This is a genomic window from Oscillochloris sp. ZM17-4 (assembly GCF_019599295.1).
Classification (GTDB): Bacteria; Chloroflexota; Chloroflexia; order Chloroflexales; family Chloroflexaceae; genus Oscillochloris.
In genome coordinates, this window is record NZ_JAIEWN010000053.1 from 17356 (window position 1) to 37277 (window position 19922).

Annotated in this window: 20 protein-coding genes; 11 read left to right on the forward strand and 9 right to left on the reverse strand. The window is 67.4% G+C overall.

All coding sequences use genetic code 11. The annotated features are described in order from the left end of the window. Window positions 1-36: 36 nt before the first annotated feature. The 6 genes from K2Z83_RS24360 to K2Z83_RS24385 all read right to left on the reverse strand — a co-directional run bounded on the left by K2Z83_RS24360 (window position 37) and on the right by K2Z83_RS24385 (window position 6856). The gene (locus K2Z83_RS24360; protein WP_220597777.1) at window positions 37-1137 is read right to left on the reverse strand and encodes an ArsA-related P-loop ATPase; all 1101 of its coding nucleotides are present in this window, start codon (window positions 1135-1137) and stop codon (window positions 37-39) included. Window positions 1138-1211: 74 nt separating this feature from the next. Further along, window positions 1212-2459 (reverse strand): ArsA family ATPase, encoded by a 1248-nt coding sequence (locus tag K2Z83_RS24365; protein WP_220597778.1) that lies wholly within the window; start codon window positions 2457-2459, stop codon window positions 1212-1214. A 74-nt stretch (window positions 2460-2533) separates the two neighbouring features. After that, window positions 2534-4009: a hypothetical protein gene (locus K2Z83_RS24370; protein ID WP_220597779.1), complete on the reverse strand. Its 1476-nt coding sequence runs from the start codon at window positions 4007-4009 to the stop codon at window positions 2534-2536. A gap of 72 nt (window positions 4010-4081) precedes the next feature. Then, a complete protein-coding gene (locus K2Z83_RS24375; protein ID WP_220597780.1) occupies window positions 4082-5242 on the reverse strand; it encodes a hypothetical protein in 1161 nt (386 codons plus the stop codon). Window positions 5243-5342: 100 nt separating this feature from the next. Then, window positions 5343-5588, reverse strand: coding sequence for a bacteriochlorophyll c-binding family protein (locus K2Z83_RS24380; protein ID WP_220597781.1), 246 nt, complete (start codon window positions 5586-5588; stop codon window positions 5343-5345). A gap of 68 nt (window positions 5589-5656) precedes the next feature. Further along, a complete protein-coding gene (locus K2Z83_RS24385) occupies window positions 5657-6856 on the reverse strand; it encodes an ArsA family ATPase (RefSeq protein WP_220597782.1) in 1200 nt (399 codons plus the stop codon). A 489-nt stretch (window positions 6857-7345) separates the two neighbouring features. Between K2Z83_RS24385 and K2Z83_RS24390 the strand changes: the two genes are divergently transcribed. From K2Z83_RS24390 to K2Z83_RS24430, 9 genes are all read left to right on the forward strand, one after another. Then, the gene (locus K2Z83_RS24390) at window positions 7346-7723 is read left to right on the forward strand and encodes a globin (RefSeq protein WP_220597783.1); all 378 of its coding nucleotides are present in this window, start codon (window positions 7346-7348) and stop codon (window positions 7721-7723) included. A 123-nt stretch (window positions 7724-7846) separates the two neighbouring features. After that, on the forward strand, window positions 7847-9235 hold the full coding sequence (locus tag K2Z83_RS24395) for a VWA domain-containing protein (protein ID WP_220597784.1): 1389 nt from the start codon (window positions 7847-7849) through the stop codon (window positions 9233-9235). Window positions 9236-9252: 17 nt separating this feature from the next. Then, the gene (locus tag K2Z83_RS24400; RefSeq protein ID WP_220597785.1) at window positions 9253-10119 is read left to right on the forward strand and encodes an FHA domain-containing protein; all 867 of its coding nucleotides are present in this window, start codon (window positions 9253-9255) and stop codon (window positions 10117-10119) included. 208 nt (window positions 10120-10327) lie between these two features. After that, window positions 10328-10540 carry a hypothetical protein gene (locus tag K2Z83_RS24405; protein ID WP_220597786.1) on the forward strand — a complete coding sequence of 71 codons (213 nt, stop codon included), beginning with the start codon at window positions 10328-10330 and terminating at the stop codon, window positions 10538-10540. Window positions 10541-10593: 53 nt separating this feature from the next. Next, window positions 10594-12357 (forward strand): heme o synthase, encoded by a 1764-nt coding sequence (locus K2Z83_RS24410; protein ID WP_220597787.1) that lies wholly within the window; start codon window positions 10594-10596, stop codon window positions 12355-12357. Between the two features lie 181 nt (window positions 12358-12538). Then, on the forward strand, window positions 12539-12979 hold the full coding sequence (locus K2Z83_RS24415) for an iron-sulfur cluster assembly accessory protein (RefSeq protein WP_220597788.1): 441 nt from the start codon (window positions 12539-12541) through the stop codon (window positions 12977-12979). A gap of 53 nt (window positions 12980-13032) precedes the next feature. Next, window positions 13033-13380, forward strand: a complete 348-nt coding sequence (locus K2Z83_RS24420) for a DUF309 domain-containing protein (protein ID WP_220597789.1) — start codon at window positions 13033-13035, stop codon at window positions 13378-13380. Window positions 13381-13578: 198 nt separating this feature from the next. Next, a complete protein-coding gene (locus K2Z83_RS30190) occupies window positions 13579-14577 on the forward strand; it encodes an HD domain-containing phosphohydrolase (protein ID WP_220597790.1) in 999 nt (332 codons plus the stop codon). A 30-nt stretch (window positions 14578-14607) separates the two neighbouring features. Then, window positions 14608-15438: a class I SAM-dependent methyltransferase gene (locus tag K2Z83_RS24430; RefSeq protein ID WP_220597791.1), complete on the forward strand. Its 831-nt coding sequence runs from the start codon at window positions 14608-14610 to the stop codon at window positions 15436-15438. Window positions 15439-15462: 24 nt separating this feature from the next. On the opposite strand, the gene K2Z83_RS24435 is transcribed toward K2Z83_RS24430, so the two are convergent. The 3 genes from K2Z83_RS24435 to K2Z83_RS24445 are packed head-to-tail and all read right to left on the reverse strand — an operon-like array spanning window position 15463 to window position 17724. After that, complete coding sequence (locus tag K2Z83_RS24435; RefSeq protein ID WP_220597792.1) at window positions 15463-16329, reverse strand: class I SAM-dependent methyltransferase; 867 nt, start codon at window positions 16327-16329, stop codon at window positions 15463-15465. A gap of 10 nt (window positions 16330-16339) precedes the next feature. Continuing rightward, the gene (locus K2Z83_RS24440) at window positions 16340-17314 is read right to left on the reverse strand and encodes a ketopantoate reductase family protein (RefSeq protein ID WP_220597793.1); all 975 of its coding nucleotides are present in this window, start codon (window positions 17312-17314) and stop codon (window positions 16340-16342) included. 20 nt (window positions 17315-17334) lie between these two features. Beyond that, complete coding sequence (locus tag K2Z83_RS24445; RefSeq protein ID WP_220597794.1) at window positions 17335-17724, reverse strand: iron chaperone; 390 nt, start codon at window positions 17722-17724, stop codon at window positions 17335-17337. A gap of 113 nt (window positions 17725-17837) precedes the next feature. On the opposite strand from K2Z83_RS24445, the gene K2Z83_RS24450 reads away from it, so the two are divergent. Together K2Z83_RS24450 and coaBC are read left to right on the forward strand one after the other, a co-directional pair. Next, complete coding sequence (locus K2Z83_RS24450) at window positions 17838-18539, forward strand: Gfo/Idh/MocA family oxidoreductase (protein ID WP_220597795.1); 702 nt, start codon at window positions 17838-17840, stop codon at window positions 18537-18539. Window positions 18540-18615: 76 nt separating this feature from the next. Continuing rightward, window positions 18616-19818: a bifunctional phosphopantothenoylcysteine decarboxylase/phosphopantothenate--cysteine ligase CoaBC gene (gene coaBC, locus K2Z83_RS24455; RefSeq protein ID WP_220597796.1), complete on the forward strand. Its 1203-nt coding sequence runs from the start codon at window positions 18616-18618 to the stop codon at window positions 19816-19818. Window positions 19819-19922 lie beyond the last annotated feature (104 nt).

Below are 19922 nucleotides of genomic sequence, written 5' to 3' on the forward strand. Positions count from 1 at the left end.
GAGCTGCGCGAATCGCTCAACACTTCTAGCTCAGCACTACTCAACCCACAGCCGCAGTACCTCACCCTCGACGCGGGCGCGTAGGCGTCCGCCCTCGATCAGGCCAGGCAGCAGCAGATGGCGTCGCAGCTGCCCTATGCGCACCGCCACCTCCTCATTGGCCACGGCGATGTCGAGAGCCTTTGCGTCGAGGAAGGGGATAGACAGGCGCACCTCACGCTCGGCACCGTGGGGGTGTGGCGCGGGCGTGCCGATATCGCCGTCGCGGTAGAACGCGGCACCACGGAGCGCCCATGTGTCGCGGTCGGTCGGGGAGGTTGGCAGCGGACTGATATGCAATGTGGGGCGCGCCGGGCCGCCCTCGGGGCCGAAGGTATGGCGCGTCTCGAGGCTCACGTCTGCCGGCTCAGCGGGCACGATGATCTCGTCCACGGCGATGCCGTAGAGACCCAGGGCGACCAAGTTGTCTCGCACTGGGGGCAGGTGCAGCTCCTCGGGGCTCATCACCAGCCGCACCCGCGCCCCGGTCGATGCATCGAACCTGTTGCGATACTCCTCAAACTCGACGCGCAGATCCTGGAGCGGTGCGGTTGTGCTGGAAGGGATGATCGCTCCAGGGACGATCGCTGCGTCCTGCGACGTACGCGATCGTCCGGGGCCGCGGTCGAGCCCAAAGACCAGCCGGAGCAGCCAGCGCATGGTGTCGGACAGGGCCAACCCGCGGATGAGGTCGTCGGGAGCGGGGCCATCGATAATAAGCAGGTCGAAGCGACCGGTCTGTCGAGCACGTTCGGCCACCATCAAGGTGCTGATCGCATCCATGCCAGGAAAGCTCGGCAGCTCATCGCTGGTAATGTCGCGCAGGCGTGCGGCCAGCCCGCTGCGCAGTGTCGGTCGCAGGAGATCCCAGCGTGAGCCGAGCTCATCGAGCGGGCCGATCTCGAGCGCGGCCAAGTTCGGCTCTAGCTCAAGGGGGCGGGGGCCAAGGTTCTGACCGAGCAGCGCCCCGATCAGATGACTGGGGCCGAACGATGCGAGCAGGACGCGCTGACCTCGCCGCGCAGCATGGCATGCGGTGGCTAGCGCGGCGGCGCTACGCTGGAGCATCGTGTGGCCGGAGAATATCAGCAATCGCATGGTGAGTGTTGAGGGTTGAGGGTTGCGTGCTGCGCGTTGAGCGATCAATGCTCGCGCAGCACGCAACCCTCGTTTCAGGCTGCTTCGACGCGCATATTATCGGCGGGCTCGGGCGCACGCTCAGATCTCCGCTTCCCGCCGGGGGCCTCGAAGAACTCTAGTCGGAGCACGCCATCCTCATAGCGGTGATTGCCGAGCGTACACTCATAGAGGATTCGTGGGAGGGCGATAGTGCGCTGGAGACGGCCAACCGTGACTGTCAGGTCGGTGCCGTCGCGCGCAAGATCCACCGGGTCATCATCATCAATGAATGGCAGGCGCAGGCAGAGGTCAAACAAGCCTGGCTCCCCCTCATCATTCCACTGGTCGAGCCAGATCGGCCGCTCGTCAAACAGCATCGCGCCGGGATCCGTATCGCCGAAGGTCGCATGGGCAATCGCATCAAGGGCGGCGATCCCGATCGGCTCGCCCTCCTGGAGCACCGTGCGGAAGATCGGCGTCGGCGCAAAGCTGCCGTCGATCTCGTGGAGGTAGCCTTGCTGTAGTTTGACCCAGTAGTCGAAGTAGGGTCCAAGGTCGGCGCGTCGTGGCAGGATCTTATTCACCATCACCGCGTCGAGCATCAGGCCGTAGAGGTTGATGAAGGTGTAGGCGCGGCGCGTCTCCATGAGCGGCAGCTTCTCAGGGTTGAGCACAAGCCGGAGGCTCACCTCGGGGCTGAGCAAGAAGTTTGCCAGCTGTTCCATGCGCTCCAGGAGCGTGCCGACCTCATCGAAGAAGCGATCTTCGGGAAGATCGCGGCGGAAGGGGCGGGCGACATTGGCCAACCCGCGGTAGACGCGAAAAAACTTCTTGCCCGCATCGCCGCCGATGATCAGCTCGGGGTAGGCGAGGAGGCGGAGCGTATTGCCGGTGGGCGCGGTATCGAGGACGATCGCGTCCCAGCGACCGCTTTGGGCCTCAGCCATCACCCGCTGGAGGGCGAGGATCTCATCAAGCCCTGGCTGATTCGCCAGTTCAGCGGCGGTCGATCGCTCAACGCCACGGTTGGAGTAGGTCGAGGTGACGAACTGCTGGAATCCGCTCAGATTCTGACGCCACTCGTAGATAGTATCGACCTCAAGGCCGTAGAGACATGGGGCGATAGGCGTGGGACGATCGCGGCTGATCTCCGTCCCGAGGGCATCGGCCAGAGAGTGGGCGGGGTCGCTAGAGAGCACGAGCGTCCGCCGCCCCATGCTGGCGAGCATAGTAGCTGTAGCGGCCGAGATCGTGGTCTTGCCTGTGCCGCCCTTACCTGAGTAGATAATGACTCGCGTCATGGTGCCTTTCGGGTGCTCGCGCCCTCACCCCCCGCCACCGACCCGCACGCGGATCGGCGGCAGGGGGTGCCGCATTACTCTTCCTCGTCGACGCCTGCCGGCACGGCCCGTGGTGCGGGCTCTTGTCCATTTGGGGTGATCGCAAGTCGGCGTACGGGCACCCGGGATGCCGCAGATCGACGCACAGCGGGTGCCTCGGGCGCAGCGGCCTCGGGCGCAGCGGCCTCGGGCACAGCGGATGCCTCGGGCGCAGCGGCCTCGGGTGCCGGCACATCCGCCGGCGGCACCACGCGGCGCACATTGATGCTACGACGCACTGGGCCAGTCGCTTCTGGCGCGACGGGCTGCGAGCCAGGGGTGGAGACTGGCTCCACCCCTGTAGACTGAGAGGAGGGCGTGAGTCGGGCGGTGGCCCGTACCTGAACGCGGCGGCGACTCGCTGCCTGGGCCTGGGCCTGGGCCTGGGCCTCTTCACTCTCTAGGGGCTCAGTGAAGCGCACGGCAGCGCGCACGATTGGGCCCACTGAGGCGAGGGGGCCATTCTCTGCCTCCTGCTGGGCTGCGGCCTGATAGATGCCGCGCATCGCATTGCGGCGCACCAGAGGGTTTTGCATCCCACTCATCAGATCACCGGCCCCGTTCATCATCTCTCCGGCGCGTCGCGCGCCTCTGACGAGGCGACGTGGCGCTTCGAGAACCAGCCGGAGCGAGCGGCTTACCTCATACATGCTCGGCTGCTCGGGCATCATCGGGGTGGAGCCAGCAGCCATTGAGGACATTGGGCCAGCCATTGGCAGCGCGGGCGTACCGTCACCGGCGGGCTGACCGCTGCGGCGGCTCTCGTAGTCGGCGATCAGGTTGCCGGTGCTGGGCATCCCCGCATTATCCGCCTCGTTGGATTTGCGTTGCCACCAGCGTCGCCGGGGCTGATCCACGGGGTTGGGCGCTGGTGGAGGTGGCGGGGGCGGTGCCGCTGGCTCAGGCATCATCGCGGCAAAGAAGGGCGAGAGGGCCGCGCGCTCGGGCGCAGGGAACTGCTCGGCGAACGCCTTCACGAGGGCCTCACCGGTCACGCCAGCGATGACCTGGTCGCCAGTCCAAGCGATCATGCTCGAAAGAGGGCCTACGTCATCAGCGGGCATATAGTCGAGGGTGTTGATAACGACCCGCTCGCCGCTGCCCGGATCCTCCAGCGTACCCTTGAACGCAATGCGTCGGGTGCGCGGGGCGACGGCGGCCAGACGGAAGGCGAAGGTCACGCGTCCGTGCCAGGGATCCCAGGAGTCGGCCTTCGCCACATCGACATCCTGCCAGAGGAAGCTATCGACTGTGTCGTTGAAGAAGCCGCGCGCCCACATGACCAGCCGCTGGTCGGTGAGGGCGACAAAATCGCAGATAGCGACCCCCCCGATACGTCGGCGACTCTCGTCTAGCAGCACGCCATCGAAGAGCGCCAGCAGGGGCTCGTCCTCTTCGAGGATGCCACGTTTGCGCAATTCATCTGCGCTAGCCAGATTAACATTGATGCCGAGGTATGGGTTCGTGCTCATTAATCTACTACCTCCTAGGGCTGCTGCCGGGGGCTGGCTGGCGGCATAGGCCGTATCCACAGACCCATCGCGCTATCTGCCATCGTCAACATCGGCGTCGCCGGAGCCGCTGATGGGGATGGGGGCACGGGGAAATGGTCGGGGGTTCGCGCTTGCTGGCCCTCGGCGACGCAGCGGGATCTCACGGCGGTCAGGGGCCATCTGTGGGGCGGCCTTCGGCGCGGTGGCGGCGGCCTTCGGCACAGTGGCGGCGGCCTTCGGCGCGGCGGCGGCCATTGGCGCGGCGGCGACGGAGTCCTCACGGCGGCGCAGTGGGATCTCGTGATAGGTGCCGGCCACCGGTGCCGGCATCTCCTCGGGCTGCGCGGTGGCGGCGGCGACCGGGCTCTCGGGAGCGCTGGGGGTGCCACGCCCGCCCTGTCGGTTGATAAACGCCATCGCCATCTGCTGGGCGGCGGGGTTGCTCGTCACCGTCTGCACGAGGTCGTTCACCGCGCGGACCGTATCGGTGAGCTCACGCAGGCTGGTGTTATTCAGGTCGAAGGGTAGTTCGGCCTCGCGCAGCGAGCGGCGCAGCGCATCCCATGCGGAGCGGGCCAGTCGGCCGGCGGCGTAGATCTTCTCAGGTGGCAGCGACGCTGCGTCTTGGGCGAAGCCCGGGGCGGGTGTCAGCGGCGGCTGCACGGGTGCTCCGGGCCAGCGATAGGGCGTCTCTCCGGGGCGCGTTCCATCGACATGCCCATAGATCTGCTCACCGAGCACCGAGAGAATCTCGGGCCCAGCCTCGCGTGCGCTCACTCCGGCAGCGATGAGCTCTCGGGCAGCACCAGCGGCGCTGCGGATGAGGGTCAGCGCGGCCTGAAGACTCGCGAGGGGCAGCAAGGTCAGCGTGAAGCTCTGCTCATCATCTTCGTCATCGGATGCGAGGAATGTGAGTGCGATCTGGGCGTGAAGCGGATCGAGCCCGGTGCCCTGCGCTGATTCGAGCTCTGCGAGCGGGAACGCGTAGCAGGTGTGGCCGCCGTAGTCGCGCGCCCAGAGCATGATGCGCAGCGTTGTTACGAGGCAGTAGTCATGGAGCGTAGGTCCGCTCAAGCGATGTCCGGCTGAGTCGAGCAGCACGCCGTCGAGCGCGACGAGCACCTGCTCATCACGCTCCAGCAATCCCAGGGTCTCAAGCTCTTCGAGGTGGGCTGGGACAACCGTATGGCTATAGTAGAGCAGGTTGATCATGAGGGTACTAGGGTATAGGATACAGGGGGAGGGGATTGAGTGCAGTGAGGCGGTATGCCAAGCTGTCCCCATCCACTGTCCCCTGTATCCTACGGCCCAACTAGCGATTGAAGCGCGAGCGGATGCGCTTCGGGCGGAAGCTGCTCACGGCGGGCGTGCTGTAGGCACCCTCACCGCTGCCGCTGCGAGCGATGCCAGGGTAGGCATTGCGGTTGATGGTCTCTACCGCCGCCGACGTCGCCTGCAGCGCGTTGGAGACCCACTGCCAGTGTCCCTGGAACATGATGTCGCCGATCTGCGCCACCTGCCCTGCGGACTCCGAGAACCAGCCTCGTGTCACGGCCATCTAACACCTCCTTAAGTAACCAGGACTCTCACGTTATAGGCCACGGGGCGGTGCCCCGGTAACCCCGATTATTGTGCGACCCCCACGGCCGCGCTGAAGGGCACGATCAGCCAGTCGTCTTCCATCTCGGCCTGGCCTGCCTCAAGCCCGGCCAGGCTGACCGGCAGCGTAAGGATGCGCCGGAAGTCGCCGATCTGTACCACGAGCTCATCGCCGTTCTGAAACAGGTCGAGCTGGCTAACATTGGCGAAGGGCAGCCGGATCTTCACCTGGTAGTTCCCGTCGGACACCTTGGAGATGTCTAGCGGCGCCTCTTTGTAGACAAGCGCCGTCGGGTCGGTGTCGCCATAGATATTGAGGCCCATCACGCGCAGCTTCTCCAGGCCCACCACCTCTTCGGCGTAGTAGGGCACGTGGTAGATAGGCAGCGGGTTAAACGAGTGCTGCACTTCCTGGAGGTAGCGCTGCTGCACATCCTTCCAGTGATTGAGGTAGCCGCTGTCCTGGTCGACCGGCAGAATCTTATTGACCACGACCGTATCGACCGTCATCCCGTACATCGAGAGGTAGGTGAAGGCGCGCTGGCTCTCTTTGATCACCATCTTCTCGGGGTTCATCACCAACCGCACTGAAGTCTCCAACGGGTTGGTCAGCGTCTGGGTGACGCCAACCATCTGCTCGAACATATTGTCGACAGCCTCGTAGACCTCGGTCGGGGCGATCATCTTGCCGAGCATGGGGTTGATCTTGCTCATGGGCCGCAGCAGCGGCTTGATCACAAACTTCTCGGCGCCGCGGAGCATGCCCATGGCCCACTTGAAGGTCTCGGGCGCCGAGAGGAGGCGCAGGGTCTCGCCGGTGGGGGCGCAGTCGATCACCAGCAGGTCGTAGTCGCCCGCTTCCTTATGCTTCGTGATGCGGATGAGCGGGAATGCCTCCTCCATACCGGGGAGGACGCTCATCTCATCGGCCAGGATTCCCTGCACGCCCTGCTCGGCCATCAGCTGCGAGAAGTGCTCTCGCACAATGCCCCAGTTCGACTCGATGTCGTGGTAGATGCTCACCTCAAGGGCGTCAAGGGTCGGGGTGATATGTACCGGCTCGGGCCCGAGCGGCCCTTCGAGATCGAGCGAGTCTGCCAGGCTGTGCGCCGGGTCGGTGCTCATGATGAGCGTGCGCAAACCCATGTCTGCGGCTCGAAGCGCGGTCGCCGCTGCGACGCTGGTCTTCCCCACGCCGCCCTTACCCGTAAAGATGAGAGTACGCATGTAACCCTTTCCTGGTTCGATGCACAAACTAAGGCCAAGCGAGCGGGTAACCTAAACCGACTGCGCTGCGGCGTCTCGGCCGCGTGAAGAGAGCTTTTTGACAGACGGTCGACTCTTTTTGCTTAAATGCCAAAAGCGACTCGTGTCAAAATGATTGTAGCTGCTCCCTGGCTGTGATGCAATAGTACCACGATTGTGGGGCAGTGTCAACCAAAATTGCTCATATGAACGGGCTATGGCTAAGGCTGATTGCGCCGCTCTAATGCGTCGAATCTGCTCAGAAGCTGTGCATGGCGCAGTGCGTAATGTGTCGGCCCATGACATTATTTCCCGCATTCCGCGTCGATCATTCCCCCTCAGATCGCCGCAGGACCACGCGGGAGTAGGTGGCTGACGTTGTATGATTTGTAAGGGCTGCCCCCTCGCGCCATCGTGCTACAATGCCCGTGCAGAGCGCAGCCGGTCTATGAAGTGGATTATATCAATTCTATGACACGTGAGATCAGCGTCTACGAGCATGTCGGTGGCGCGGAGACATTTCGTCGCCTGGTGGATTACTTCTACGCCCAGGTCGAGCGCGATCCGCTGCTGCGCCCGCTCTTCCCAGACGACCTTGGCCCGGGCAAAGAGTACCAGTACCTCTTCCTGATGCAGTACTTTGGTGGCCCAGGAGAGTACGGCCAGATCCGCGGGCACCCCCGCCTGCGGATGCGCCACGCCCCCTTTGTGATCGGGCAGGCGGCGCGCGATGCCTGGCTGGGCCATATGCTCGCCGCCGTCGATGCGGTCGGGATCACGGAGCCCGCCCGGTCGATGATGCGCAGCTACTTTGAGAGCGCGGCCACAGCGATGATGAACGCACGATGACGGGCGCGGGGATCCCCGCGCCCGTCATTGCTGCAACCACTTGGACGTCTCCTACGTCTGACGATGTAGATACGGGCACCGCACGCTGTGCCCACGCATTGGTCAGATACCTGGAGGCCGCCTATGCGCCGCTTATCCCTCCTGCTCTTCTCACTGCTGCTCGTCCTTCTCCTGGGGCTGGCCTTCCTGCTGCCGGCGAGCCGCTCCGCCCAGGCGATCCCCGGCGGGCAGGTGCGCGTCACCCAGGTCGATACGAGCGCCTACCCGCAGGTGTCGATCTTCACCTCGGTGGGCGACCCGGCCGGCGGCCCGCGCGCCAACCTCGCGCGCGCCGACTTCCAGATCATGGAGGATGGGACTCCGGTCGATCTGATCGGTTTCGTCGGCGCGGGCGGCAGCGCGATCAGCACCGCGCTGGTGGTCGACCGCTCGGGCAGCATGGAGGACGCCGGGAAGATCGAGGGCGCCCGCGCGGCGGCCGAGGCCTTTGTGCAACTGCTGCGCCCCGGCGACCGGGCCGCGTTGATCAGCTTCAATGACGAGGTGCAGACGGTCGAGCCATTCACCGACGACCAGGGTGAGCTGCAGCGCTCGATAGAGCGCCTGCGCCCCGATAACGGCACGGCGCTCTACGACGCGATCGTCGCGGGGGTGGATCTGCTGCGCGACCAGCCGGGCCGGCGGGCGCTGCTGGTGCTCACCGATGGCCAGGACTGTCGCGAGTCGAACGCATGCCCGGTCGAGGCGGGCAGCGCGCACAGCCTGCGCGAGGCGATCGACTACGCCACGGCCGCCGGCCAGGCGGTGTATGTGGTCGGCCTGGGCGAGCGCAGCGGCGGCAGCGACACGGGGGTTGATGAGGGCGTGCTGCGCCAGATCGCCACGGGCACGGACGGCGCCTACTCCTATAGCCCCGACGCGGCCGCCCTGGCGGATCTCTACACCGCGCTCGCCGGCGACCTGCAGGGCGAGTACCAGCTCACCTACCTGAGCCCGCGGCCCTTCTACGACGGGACGCGGCGTGATATCCAGGTGACGGTGGCGGGCTTCAGCGCGGGTGCCGGCTACACCGAGCGCCACCTGATCAATGTCACATCGAGCCCGCTGGTGGGCGCGGCCCTGCTGGCCCCGCTGCTCGGGCTGCTGCTGCTGCCGGGGCTACTGGCCGCGCGGCGGCGCACCCAGCCCTCGGGCGGTGCCGATCACGTATCCTCGCCCGCGCTGGCCGACGGCCCGCCGGCGATCGCGGCGGCCCCCGAGCCCGCCGCGCAGCCCGCAGCGGCGGGCCGCCGCTGCGTGAGCTGCGACGCGCCGCTGCGCCCGGGGGCGCGCTTCTGCGGAGGCTGCGGGGCGACCCAGCCGGCGGAGGCCTCGGCGACACCCGGCAGGCGCACCTTCTGCGATATGTGCGGCCGGCCGCTGCTCCCCGGCGCGACGTTCTGTAGCGCGTGCGGTGAGGGAACACGAAGGACGCGAAGTGGGGCGGAGGACGCGAACGCGAAATCGAAATGAGCATAGTGAGGGCGGCGATGAGCAAGCGGCTGCAGATATATTACTCGGCGGTGTTCGGTGCCCTGGGCGGGCTGGCGGGCTGGTGGGTGATCGGGAGCTTCGCCACGCAGACCTGGGGTATCTGGCCGGCGGCGATGTTTGTGGGCGCGGGGCTGGGCCTCTGCATTGGTGCGCTGGTGGCCGCTGCCGATGGCGCGATGGTGAAGGGTAAGCCGCTGCGGGCCGTGCGCGATGGCATCCTGGGCGGTCTGGCCGGCGGGGTCGCCGGGGCGCTTGGCATGCTGCTGGCCCAGGGTGTCTTTCTGGCGCTGCTGGGCGGCTTGGCCGGCCGGGCGCTGAGCTGGATGCTGCTGGGCCTGCTGATCGGCCTTGGCGACCTGCTGGTGAGCCGGCGGCCGCAGCGGGCTGTCTATGCCGCCCTGGGCGGGCTCGCCGGTGGTCTGGCGGGCGGCCTGCTGTATGAGGGTCTGACCCAGCTGTTTCTTGCGCAGGCCGGCGTGGCCCAGGTGGCCCTGAGCGGGCTTGGTCTGGTGATCATTGGGGCCTGTATTGGTGGGCTGATCCCGCTCGCGCGCCAGGTGTTCGCCCGTGGTGAGCTGCGGGTGATCGGCGGCGAGCAGCTTGGCTTGGTGCGCGAGGTGACGGATAGCGCGACGATCGGTCGCTATGATGGGAATGATCTGTATCTGCCCGATGCCGGGGTCGCATGGCGCCACGCGGTGGTGCGCCGGGCCGACGTCGGCTTTGAGCTGGCGGTGCTGCCGAATGCCGATGGTATGGCTCAGGTCGGTGGCCTTGCGGTGGAGCCTGGCTCGGCTAGGCCGCTCCAGAGCGGCGACCGGATCCGGATCGGCGGCGCGGAGCTGGAGTTTGTTGGGCGGTAGGGGTGGGCTGTGGCCTGTCTTTGCCGCTCTGTTAGATATCATTCATAGATCCAAGAGGTTGCGCCCGGCGAGTGTCGCATGATTGCGGCGCTCGCCGGGCGCGTGGTATAATTCTCCTAAGCGCGATACTTGTGAATAAAGACACGAATTAGTGCCGCCAGGGCACTGTTCACCGCAGCGCCGTCCGTGGCGACTGGAGACTCCCACTGTGCTTTCCTGGACGCTTGTGGTGATCGCCGCCATTGTTATTGCAGTCGGCCAGGCGCTGCTCTTCCGCTCGGCGTGGCGCTTCCGAAAGACTCTTGCCGATCTCCCCCCCGGCATCCCGCGCAGCGACCCGCGCGGCGATATCGCCTGGACTCTGGTAACTGCCCTGGGCACGGTTGTCTTTCTCGTCTTTGTGGTTCAGTCGCTGCTATAAGGTTGGGCCGGGCGTGGCTGTGTTGCTCCCGGCGCTCCTCAGCTTCTCTACTTATGGCTACATCCTTCCACCATGTGCCTTTTCGTAGGCTGTTGATCGCCGGCACGATCTCCTCGCTGGCGGCGATCATCTCGGGCGGCCTGGTGAGCGCCACCGACAGCGGTGCCGCCTGCGCGACCTGGCCGCTCTGCGCCGAGGCGCTGTCCGCCCCGCTGTCCGCCCCGGTCTGGCTGGCGGTCGCTCACCGCGCGCTGGTGCTGCTCTCGCTGGCGCTGGTGCTGGCGGGGGCGGTGGCCGCTTGGCAACGGCGTGACGCCGACCCCTGGCTGCGCCTGCCGCTGCTGGTCGCGCCGGCCCTGATCGTACTGCTCTCGGCGCTGGGCGGGGTGATGGTGCAGCTCCAGCTCTACCGGCTGGCCGATGTGTGGCACTTGGGGCTGGCGCTGCTGGTGCTCGCCTGCCAGGTTGTGCCTCTCGCCGCGCTGCTGCAGCCAGCCGCGCCGGCGGAGGTGCGGGTGGGCGCCCGCGCGGCCCGCGACTCGCGCCAGCTGCGCGGCATGGCCTGGTGGGCGGTCGGGGGCGTCGGGGTGATGGTGCTGGCGATGAGCGCCCGCGCGCTCCCGGCGCTGGGCGTTCAGGCCGCCTCCGGGCTGCCGGTCGATGCCAGCGGGGCGCTGGCGATCTCGGGGCTGCTCTCTGGGGGGACGCTCTGGCAGATCCGGCGCTCCCGGCGGGGCGATCTGCTGCTGCTGGGGGCCGCCGCCCTGGTGTGCGTTCTGATCGCGGTCGAGGGCACGACGCTGCTGCTGCCGGCCACGCAGGCGGGCCTGAGTCTCGGCGTGGGCGCGCTGCTCTGGGGCGCTGCGGTGGCGCTGGCGGTGCTGGTGGTGCGCCGCCCGCTGCCCGCTGACCTGCCGGCCCGCGCGCGGCCTGCCCCTGTCGCCGAGCGCGCCCCCTCGCTGCTGAGCGACTATATTAGCCTGACGAAGCCGAAGGTGATCTCGCTGCTGCTGGTGACGACTCTGGCGGCGATGTTTATCACTGAGGCGGGCACGCCCTCGCTGGCGCTGATCTTCTGGACGATGGTGGGCGGCTACCTGGCTGCGGGCGGGGCCGGCGCGATCAACTGCGCCGTCGATGAGGATATCGACATTAATATGGGCCGCACCAGCCGCCGCCCGGTGCCGAGCGGCCGGATCTCCGCGCGCAACGCGATGATCTTCGGCCTGGCGCTGAGCGCGCTCTCGGTGGTGGTGATGCTGGCCTTTACGACGCCGCTGGCCGCGCTCTTCTCGACCCTGGGCATTGTCTACTACGCGCTGTTCTACACGCGCTGGCTGAAGCGGAGCACCTGGCAGAATATCGTGATCGGCGGCGGGGCCGGCTCGCTCCCGCCGCTGGTAGGATGGACGGCGGTGACGGGCAGCCTGAGCCTGGCGGCGGTGCTGCTCTTTGTGATCGTCTTCTACTGGACGCCGCCGCACTTCTGGGCGCTGGCCCTGGTGAAGCAGAAGGACTACGCGCGGGCCGGCGTGCCGATGCTGCCGGTGGTGGCCGGCGAGCCGGAGACGCGCTGGCAGATCTTCGTCTACTCGGCGATGATGGTGGCGCTCTCGCTGCTGCTGACGCCGCTGGGGGCGATGGGCGCGATCTACCTGGCCCTGGCGGCCCTGCTGGGCGCGATCTTTATGCGCTCGGCCTGGGATGTCTGGCGGCGCGGCGACCAGGCCGCGATCTGGGGGCTCTACAAGTACTCGCTGCTCTATCTGGCCCTGCTGTTCGCGGCGATGGTGGCTGATCGCCTGCTGCTGGGGTGAATTGGTGTACAGAAATATGCCAGCGAAGCTGGCATATTTCTGCATAGCAGTGCGGTCTCTTAGGCTATAGCTAACTTTCGATAGTAAATACTAGCAATTCTATCTGGGATCTGCTATACTTCCAACTGTACCCGACCCGGCCTTTGCTGGCCGTACCCATTCTGCTGAGGAGGATTGTGTTATGGCGACGATCGAGCAGGATCTGATTGGTCTGCAGACGGCTATGCCCCAGCCAAGCATTCTGGTGAGCGAGTCGGCCTCAGAGCGGCTGCTCGCGATGATGCGCGAGAAGGATCTGGATGGCTACGCGCTCCGCGTCTTCGTCTCGGGCGGCGGCTGCTCTGGCCTGCAGTACGGGATGACCTTTGACGATGAGATGCGCGAGGGCGACAATGAGTTCTTCTCGGGCGCGCTGCGCGTGGTGGTCGACCCGATCAGCTCTGGCTACCTGACAGGCGCCTCGATCGACTTCGTCGATAGCCTGATGGGTGGCGGCTTTAAGATCGACAACCCGAACGCGGTCTCCAGCTGCGGCTGCGGCCACTCGTTCCGCACTGCGAGCGACGGCGATGATGAGGGGGCACCCGCTGGCGGCGGCTGCGGCACCTGCGGCGCCTCATGACGTAGGGCTTTGCTGGGAGGGGCAGCCATGCCCCTCCCAGTTTTTTTTATACCATGAATCCTGAGCTGCATGCGGCCTACATGGAGGGCATCCGCCTCTTCAATCAGGGCCACTACTGGCACGCCCACGAGCAGTGGGAGCGCTGCTGGCTCCAGTCCGAGGGCCTTGACGCCGCCTTCTACAAGGCGATCATCCAAGCCGCCGCTGCGCTGGTAAAGTGGCAGCGCGGTCATGTCGTCGGCCTCGCCCGCAACTGGGCGAAGAGCTGCGCGCGCCTCGATATGCTCCCCCCCATCTACCGTGGCCTTGATCTTGCACGTATGCGTATGCAGATCACGCGTATCGCCGCCGGACAAGCTGACTCCCCCCCTCAGCTCGTTGTCTGGGTGCCCCCGAGCTAATAGGGTTCCTTCTGCGCTACTACAATTTTTAACGGGTGTCACGAATCTTCGTTTTTTAACCGAAACGCTACCTTCCCTCCGTTTACTGTGCTATACTTTCAACTCCTGCCGCCTCGCTGTGTGCGGCTTTGGGGCTTGGCCGAGCGACGGTTGCCTGCGTGGCGCGCCCGGGAACACCTCTAGGGAAAGGTTCCCACAGTGTCTGCAAAAATACTTGTGGTGGATGATGATCCGGCTATCCGCGATGTCCTCGTTCGGATTTTGCAGCGCGAGGGCTATACGCCGATCACCGCCGCAGACGGCCTTGAGGCGCTCGATCTCGTGCTGAGCGAGTCGCCCGATCTGATCCTGCTCGATGTGACGATGCCGATGCTCGATGGCTTCGCCGTCTGTAAGCGGCTGAAGGACAATGAGCAGACGGCGCTGATCCCGGTGACGATGCTGACGGGACTCGACGACCGCGAGCATCGCCGGCGGGGGGTCGAGGTGGGCGCGGACGACTTTCTCACGAAGCCGATTGAGCAGAGCCTGCTGCGGGCCCGGCTGCGCTCGCAGCTGCGGATCAAGCGCCTGACCGACCAGCTCGACCGTACGGAGAGCGTGATCTTTATGCTGGCCCTGGCGGTGGAGGCGAAGGATGCCTACACCGAGGGGCACCTGCGCCGGCTGTCGAGCTACAGCGAGCAGCTCGCCATCGCGGCGCAGCTCTCCTCGACGCAGGTGAAGGCGATCCGCCTCGGCGGCATGCTCCACGATATCGGCAAGATCTCGATCGATGATGCGATCCTGGGGAAGCCGGCGAAGCTCACCGATGAGGAGTACCGCCATATTAAGCGTCACCCCGAGGAGGGCGCGCGGATCGTGGCGCCGATGCGCTTCGCGGGCGAGGTAGGGCCGATCATTAAGCACCACCACGAGCGCTGGGATGGCACGGGCTACCCGGACGGCCTGTGCGGCGAGGCGATTCCGATCGGGGCGCGGATCGTGGCGATTGTGGATGCGTACGACGCGATGATGACGGATCGACCCTACCGCAGATCGCTGGGGCTGGACGAGACGGTGTTTCGCCTCCGCGAGGGCCGTGGCCGCGAGTGGGACCCGCAGCTGCTCGATCTCTTTCTCGCGATGATCGCGGAGGGCCGCCTTGTTGAGCCGCGCCGCGAGGATGGGCTGCGCCCGGCCGAGCTGCGGCTTTAGCGGGCGCCCACACGGGGACGCCCCTACCTGATGTACCCCGAAGCCTTCGACTATCTCACCTGCCCACGCCACCCCGAGGCGCGGCTGGCCCTTGAGGCTGGGGCGCGCTATGCGGTCGATGGCGCGATCCTCAGGGGGCGGGTGCGCTGCCCCACCTGCGGGGCGCGCTACCGAATCGCCGCCGGCATCCTCGATCTGCTCGGCCCGCTGGCCCTCCCCGACAGCCCGGCCCAGCTTACCAACTATCTGCCGCTCACCGCGTGGGGCTATGAGCGCATCTGGCGCCCGCGCGCGCTGACGCTCCTCTCGGGCGAGCCCCTCGGCTATGATCGTGAGCTGCCGCTCGTCGCGGGCCTGCTCGCGCCGGGGCGGGGCGGCCTGTTCGTGGATGCGGCCTGCTCGAACGGGCTCTACGCGCGAGCGATCGAGCGGGCGCGCGGCGGTATCCCCGGGCACACGATAGGCGTCGATCACGCGCGGCCGATGCTGCGGCAGGCCAGGGCCTTCGCCCGCGCCCAGGGACTGCGGATCAGCTATGTGCGGGCGAAGGCCCAGTCGCTCCCGGTTGCGGCCGGCAGCGCGGCCGGCGTGGCGATGGGCGGCTCGCTGAATGAGATCGGCGATGCCGACGCCGCCCTGCGCGAGCTGCGTCGGGCGCTCGCGCCTGATGGCCGCTGTATGATGATGGGCCTGGTGGGCGCGCGGGGCGAGCTGGGCCGGACGCTTCAGGGTGCCCTCGCCGCCGGCGGCGTCGGCTTCTGGCCGCTGTCTGAGCTGAACCGGCGCATGGCCGCCGCCGGGCTGCGCCTGCGCGCCCAGTGGCGCTACGGGGTGGTGGTGTTTAGCCTGCTGGTCGTTTGAGCGGCCCAGCGTGCGCGCGGATGATCACGTCGCGTCGAGCAGGTAGGCGGGCGCCCACCAGTAGTCGTAGATCGGCCGGCGCTGGGTGCGGGCAAACCCGGCGGCGCGTAGGTCGGCCTCCCATGCGGCGATGGGCTGCTCGTAGTTGGTGCGGGCGGCTCCCCGGTCGAAGGAGCCGAAGAAGATCGGCATGAGGAAGCCCTGGGCGACGAGCCCGCCATCGTCGGCATACTCGGCCAGCCCCACCTCGTAGCGGGCGACGAAGTACTCCATCCGCGCCGGCGCGTAGAGGTCGCCGCGGTCGGGCACGTCGAACTCGGCGATCAGCAGGCGGGCGCAGTGGCCGCGCAGCCAGGCCAGCATGATCTGGCGGTCGATTCGGTCGAGCGACTGCAGGCTGAAGGTGGCCTGGGCCAGCTCCCACATGCCGCCCTCGTCGGTGAACTGCTGGATGGTGCCGTTGAAGGCGCGGTAGGCGATCCCGCGGGCGTCGAGTGCGGCGCGGGCCTGGGCGAGCATCGGGGCGGATGGCTCGACGAGGTCGATCTGGACAACCTGGGGCGTGATCGCTGGCAGGAGCGCCATGCCATCGCCGACGCCGATGTCGAGGATGCCGATGTGGCTGTAGCCGGCGTAGGCCTCGCGCAGCGCCGCGCTCGTGTTTGCGTAGAGCGGCAGGTTGCCGCCGCCGCGGATGAACGAGGAGAAGGCGTCGCCGGTGACGTAGACCCCGGCCCTGCCGTGGGCGATCACGCGGCGCAGGTAGGCCGCCGCGGCCGGGTAGACCAGGCTGTCCGGCTGCTCCTCGGCGGCCAGGCGGGCGAGGTCGGCGGCGGCGGCGTAGTCCCCCTCGCCGAAGGCGATCAGGGCGCGCGCGAAGTGCTGGTTCATCAATCCTCGCTTAGTCGTCGTGTCGCGCAGGTGGCATACCTGCTTCGGCCGGCGGAGGCACATGGGCCTGCTGGGCGGAGATCACTGCGATCAGCTTGCCAAGCAGGGCGACCCGGGGGAGATCGAGCGGCGGCTGGAGCGCGGCCGCGATGCGGGCGATCTCCAGGTTGAGGGAGGCGATCTCGGTCTGCCGGCCGCCGCGGATGTCCTGCAGGGTTGAGGCGAGCTGGCCAGCTGATTGCGTGCTGAGGAAGATGATCCGCTCAGACAGCTCGCGCGCGTCGAGTCCGATGCCGAGCCGCGCGGTGAGGGCGACGCACTCGGCGATCAGCTCGCGGGCGAGGGCGGCGGCGGCCGCATCGCGGGCGAACACCCCGTTGTCCGTGTCGAGCAGGGGGCAGATCGAGTTGAAGACGCAGTTGATGATCGCCTTCTTCCAGATCTCGCGCTGGATGTCGGCCTCGGCGCGAAAGGGGGTGTCGGCGGTACTCAGATCGGCGACACACCGCTGCAGCTCAGCCTCGTCGCCGCAGATGATACCGATCGGCGAGGGGGCGACCGCGTGGGCGCTGTAGGTGTACTCGGCCCTGGTCTGGCCAGTGATGTAGAGGATACAGCGGTAGATCGTGGGGAACTGGGCGTCGAGGAACGGCTGCTCGACGCCGACGCCGTTCTGCATGATCACGATCGGGCCGAGGGCCGCCCGGTCGCGGAGCGCGCGGGCGATCGCCTGGTTCGCGTACGACTTGCTGGCGATGACGATGATGCCGTCGATCTGGCGCAGCTCCGACAGGGAGATCGTCTCGACCGGCGTGCTGATCGGGCGCCCGCGATCATAGGTGGTGATCATGACGGCGCTCCTCAGCACGTCGTCCCGGCTGGTGCGGACGGCGAGCACCCGCCGCCCCGCCCTGGTCAGATGGGCGGCCAGCGGGAAGCCGATCGCCCCGGAACCAAGGATGTATATGGTTCTCGCAGAACGCATCAGCCACTCCTGTGCCCAGGTCACTCTTTGCGCCTGCGCGGCTTCGCCGCGGCGGCGGCCAGATCCCCGGCGACCCGAAACTGGACGATCCTGCGGATAAGATCCAGCGGCATGAGCTGGTCGAGGGGGAACTGCACCGAGCCCTTGGCGCCCTTATACGCCGACAGCTCGGCCTGGAACGCCTCGACCCCCTGCGGCGCCGGGTAGAACCCAATATGGTTCTTGAAGGCGGCAAAGTGAACCAGGTTGCCGTGCATGGCGAAGGTGGGCATTTGGTAGCTTATCTTCTCATGGGCGTCGGGCGCGGCGGCGCGGATGGTCGCCCTGATGGCCTCAAGCTTCTCCCGGGTCGCCTCGGGGAAGGTGGCGATATACTCGTCGATCGAGTGAAAGCCGGGTGTCGTAGGCATACGATTCCTCGTCGCTTTGTTTGATATCTGGGCGCGGCCTTCTGCCCACCCGCTCTGCGGGCGAGTATAGCACACACGGCGGCTCGTCAGCACGCTCGTATCGCCCTGCGGGTGTGACGGAACGTCTTGCATGCGGGCGGCTGAAGCCGCGCCGGGAGGGCCTGCGGCCGCCCGCCCGCGAAGGCGGGCGGTTCCGGCGTCGGCCTGCGCCGACGCCCGGCGATCAGCAGTACCGCTGGCGCTATGACGCCACGCGGGCCAACGGGGTGCTGGGCGACCTCGGCTCGCATATGATCGACCTGGCCCGCTGGTGCCTGGGCGACCCGTGCGGGGTCAGCGCGCACCTCGCCACCTGTGTCGCCCGTGAGGGGGCGGCTGGCCAGCCGCTCGCGCCCGCCAACGACACGGCGCTGCTGCTGCTGGATATGGACAGCGGGACGCATGCCTCGCTCCACATCAGCGCGGTCGGCCACGCGCTCGAAGGGGACTCGCAGCTGCGGGTGACGATCTACGGGGATGCGGGCACGCTTGAGGTCGATCTTCAGCGTGGGTATCTGCGCGGCGTGCGGGCGGGCGCCGCAGCCGAGCAGTTGCCTGTGCCCGACGCGCTCTGGGGATCGGCCGACCGGGGTGCCCCCTTCGCGGTGCTATTCAGCGAGCCGGTCGGCGCGCGCGCGTTCGTCGACGCGGCGCGCGAGCGGCGCGCGGTGCGCCCCGACTTCTTCGATGGCCTCGCGGCGCAGATCGTCGTCGACGCCGCGCTCGCCTCCCACGCCGGCGGCTGTCGGGTGGCGATCACCGATCTGCCCGCCTGATGGGCTGAATTAGAGATATCGATGGCCGACAACGTGTGCTACAATGCCGGCGCGGTTTTGGCGGGAGGCGGCGCGTATGGATGTGCTCAGCGGCAAAAAGATTGTGCTGGGGGTCTGCGGGAGCATCGCGGCCTATAAGGCGTCGCAGCTGGCCCGCGACCTGACTCTGGCCGGCGCCCAGGTGGATGTGGTGATGACCGAGGCGGCCGGGCGATTTGTCGGCGCGGCCACCTTCCAGGCCCTCACCGGGCGGCCGGTGCTGGGCGATCTGTGGGCGCTGCCCGAGGATGGGGTGGTGGGCCACATCGCCCTCGGCGCGAAGGCCGACCTGGTGGCGGTGGCCCCGGCCACGGCCAACACGATCGCGCGCATCGCCGCCGGGATGAGCGACGACCTGCTGACCACGACGATCCTGGCGACGCGGGCACCGGTGCTGCTGGCCCCGGCCATGAACCCGCTGATGTACGCGGCCCCGGCCACCGTGGCGAATGTGGCCACCCTGCGCGCGCGCGGCTACACGGTGCTGGAGCCGGCCGTGGGCCGCATGGCCGAGCACGTGGAGGGCCGCGGCAGGCTGCCCGAGCCGCCCGAGCTTGAGGGCGAGATCCGCGCCCTGCTCGGCCGCGCCCACGGCCCGCTCTCCGGCCGCCACGTGGTGATCAGCGCAGGGGGCACCCAGGAGCCGATCGACCCGGTGCGCTACATCGGCAACCGCTCCTCGGGGCAGATGGGCTACGCCATGGCCGCCCGCGCCCGCGACCTGGGCGCGCGGGTGACGCTGGTCAGCGGGCCGACCGCGCTGGCCCCGCCGGCCGCCGTGGCCACGCTGCGGGTGGAGACGGCGCTGCAGATGCAGGCGGCCCTCGCCGAGGCGCTGGGCGACGCCGACATCCTGATCATGAATGCGGCGGTGGCCGACTTCCGACCGGCCGCGGCCGCCGATGAGAAGATCAAGAAGAGCGGCGACGCCGGGCTGACCCTGAGCCTGGTGCCGAACCCGGACATCATCGCCGGGCTGGCCGGGCGGCGCGAGTTCTTCAAGGTGGGATTCGCCGCCGAGACGAACGACCTGCTGGCCAACGCGCAGGGCAAGCTGGAGCGTAAGGGACTTGATATGATCGTGGCCAACGATGCGGTGTCGAGCATCGGGCAGCCCGAGATCGCGCTGACCCTGATCGACCGGGGCGGCGTGGCGAGCCTGCCGAGGCAGCCCAAGGCGGCGGCGGCGGCGGCCCTGCTCGACGAGATTGTGGCGCGCTTTGCGCGCTGGCGTGCCTGATTGCAGATTGCAGATTGCAGATTGCAGATTGATCAATCTGCAATCTGCAATCTGCAATCTGCAATTACAAGGGAACTATGACCACAGAGCGTAAGGACCCCGAG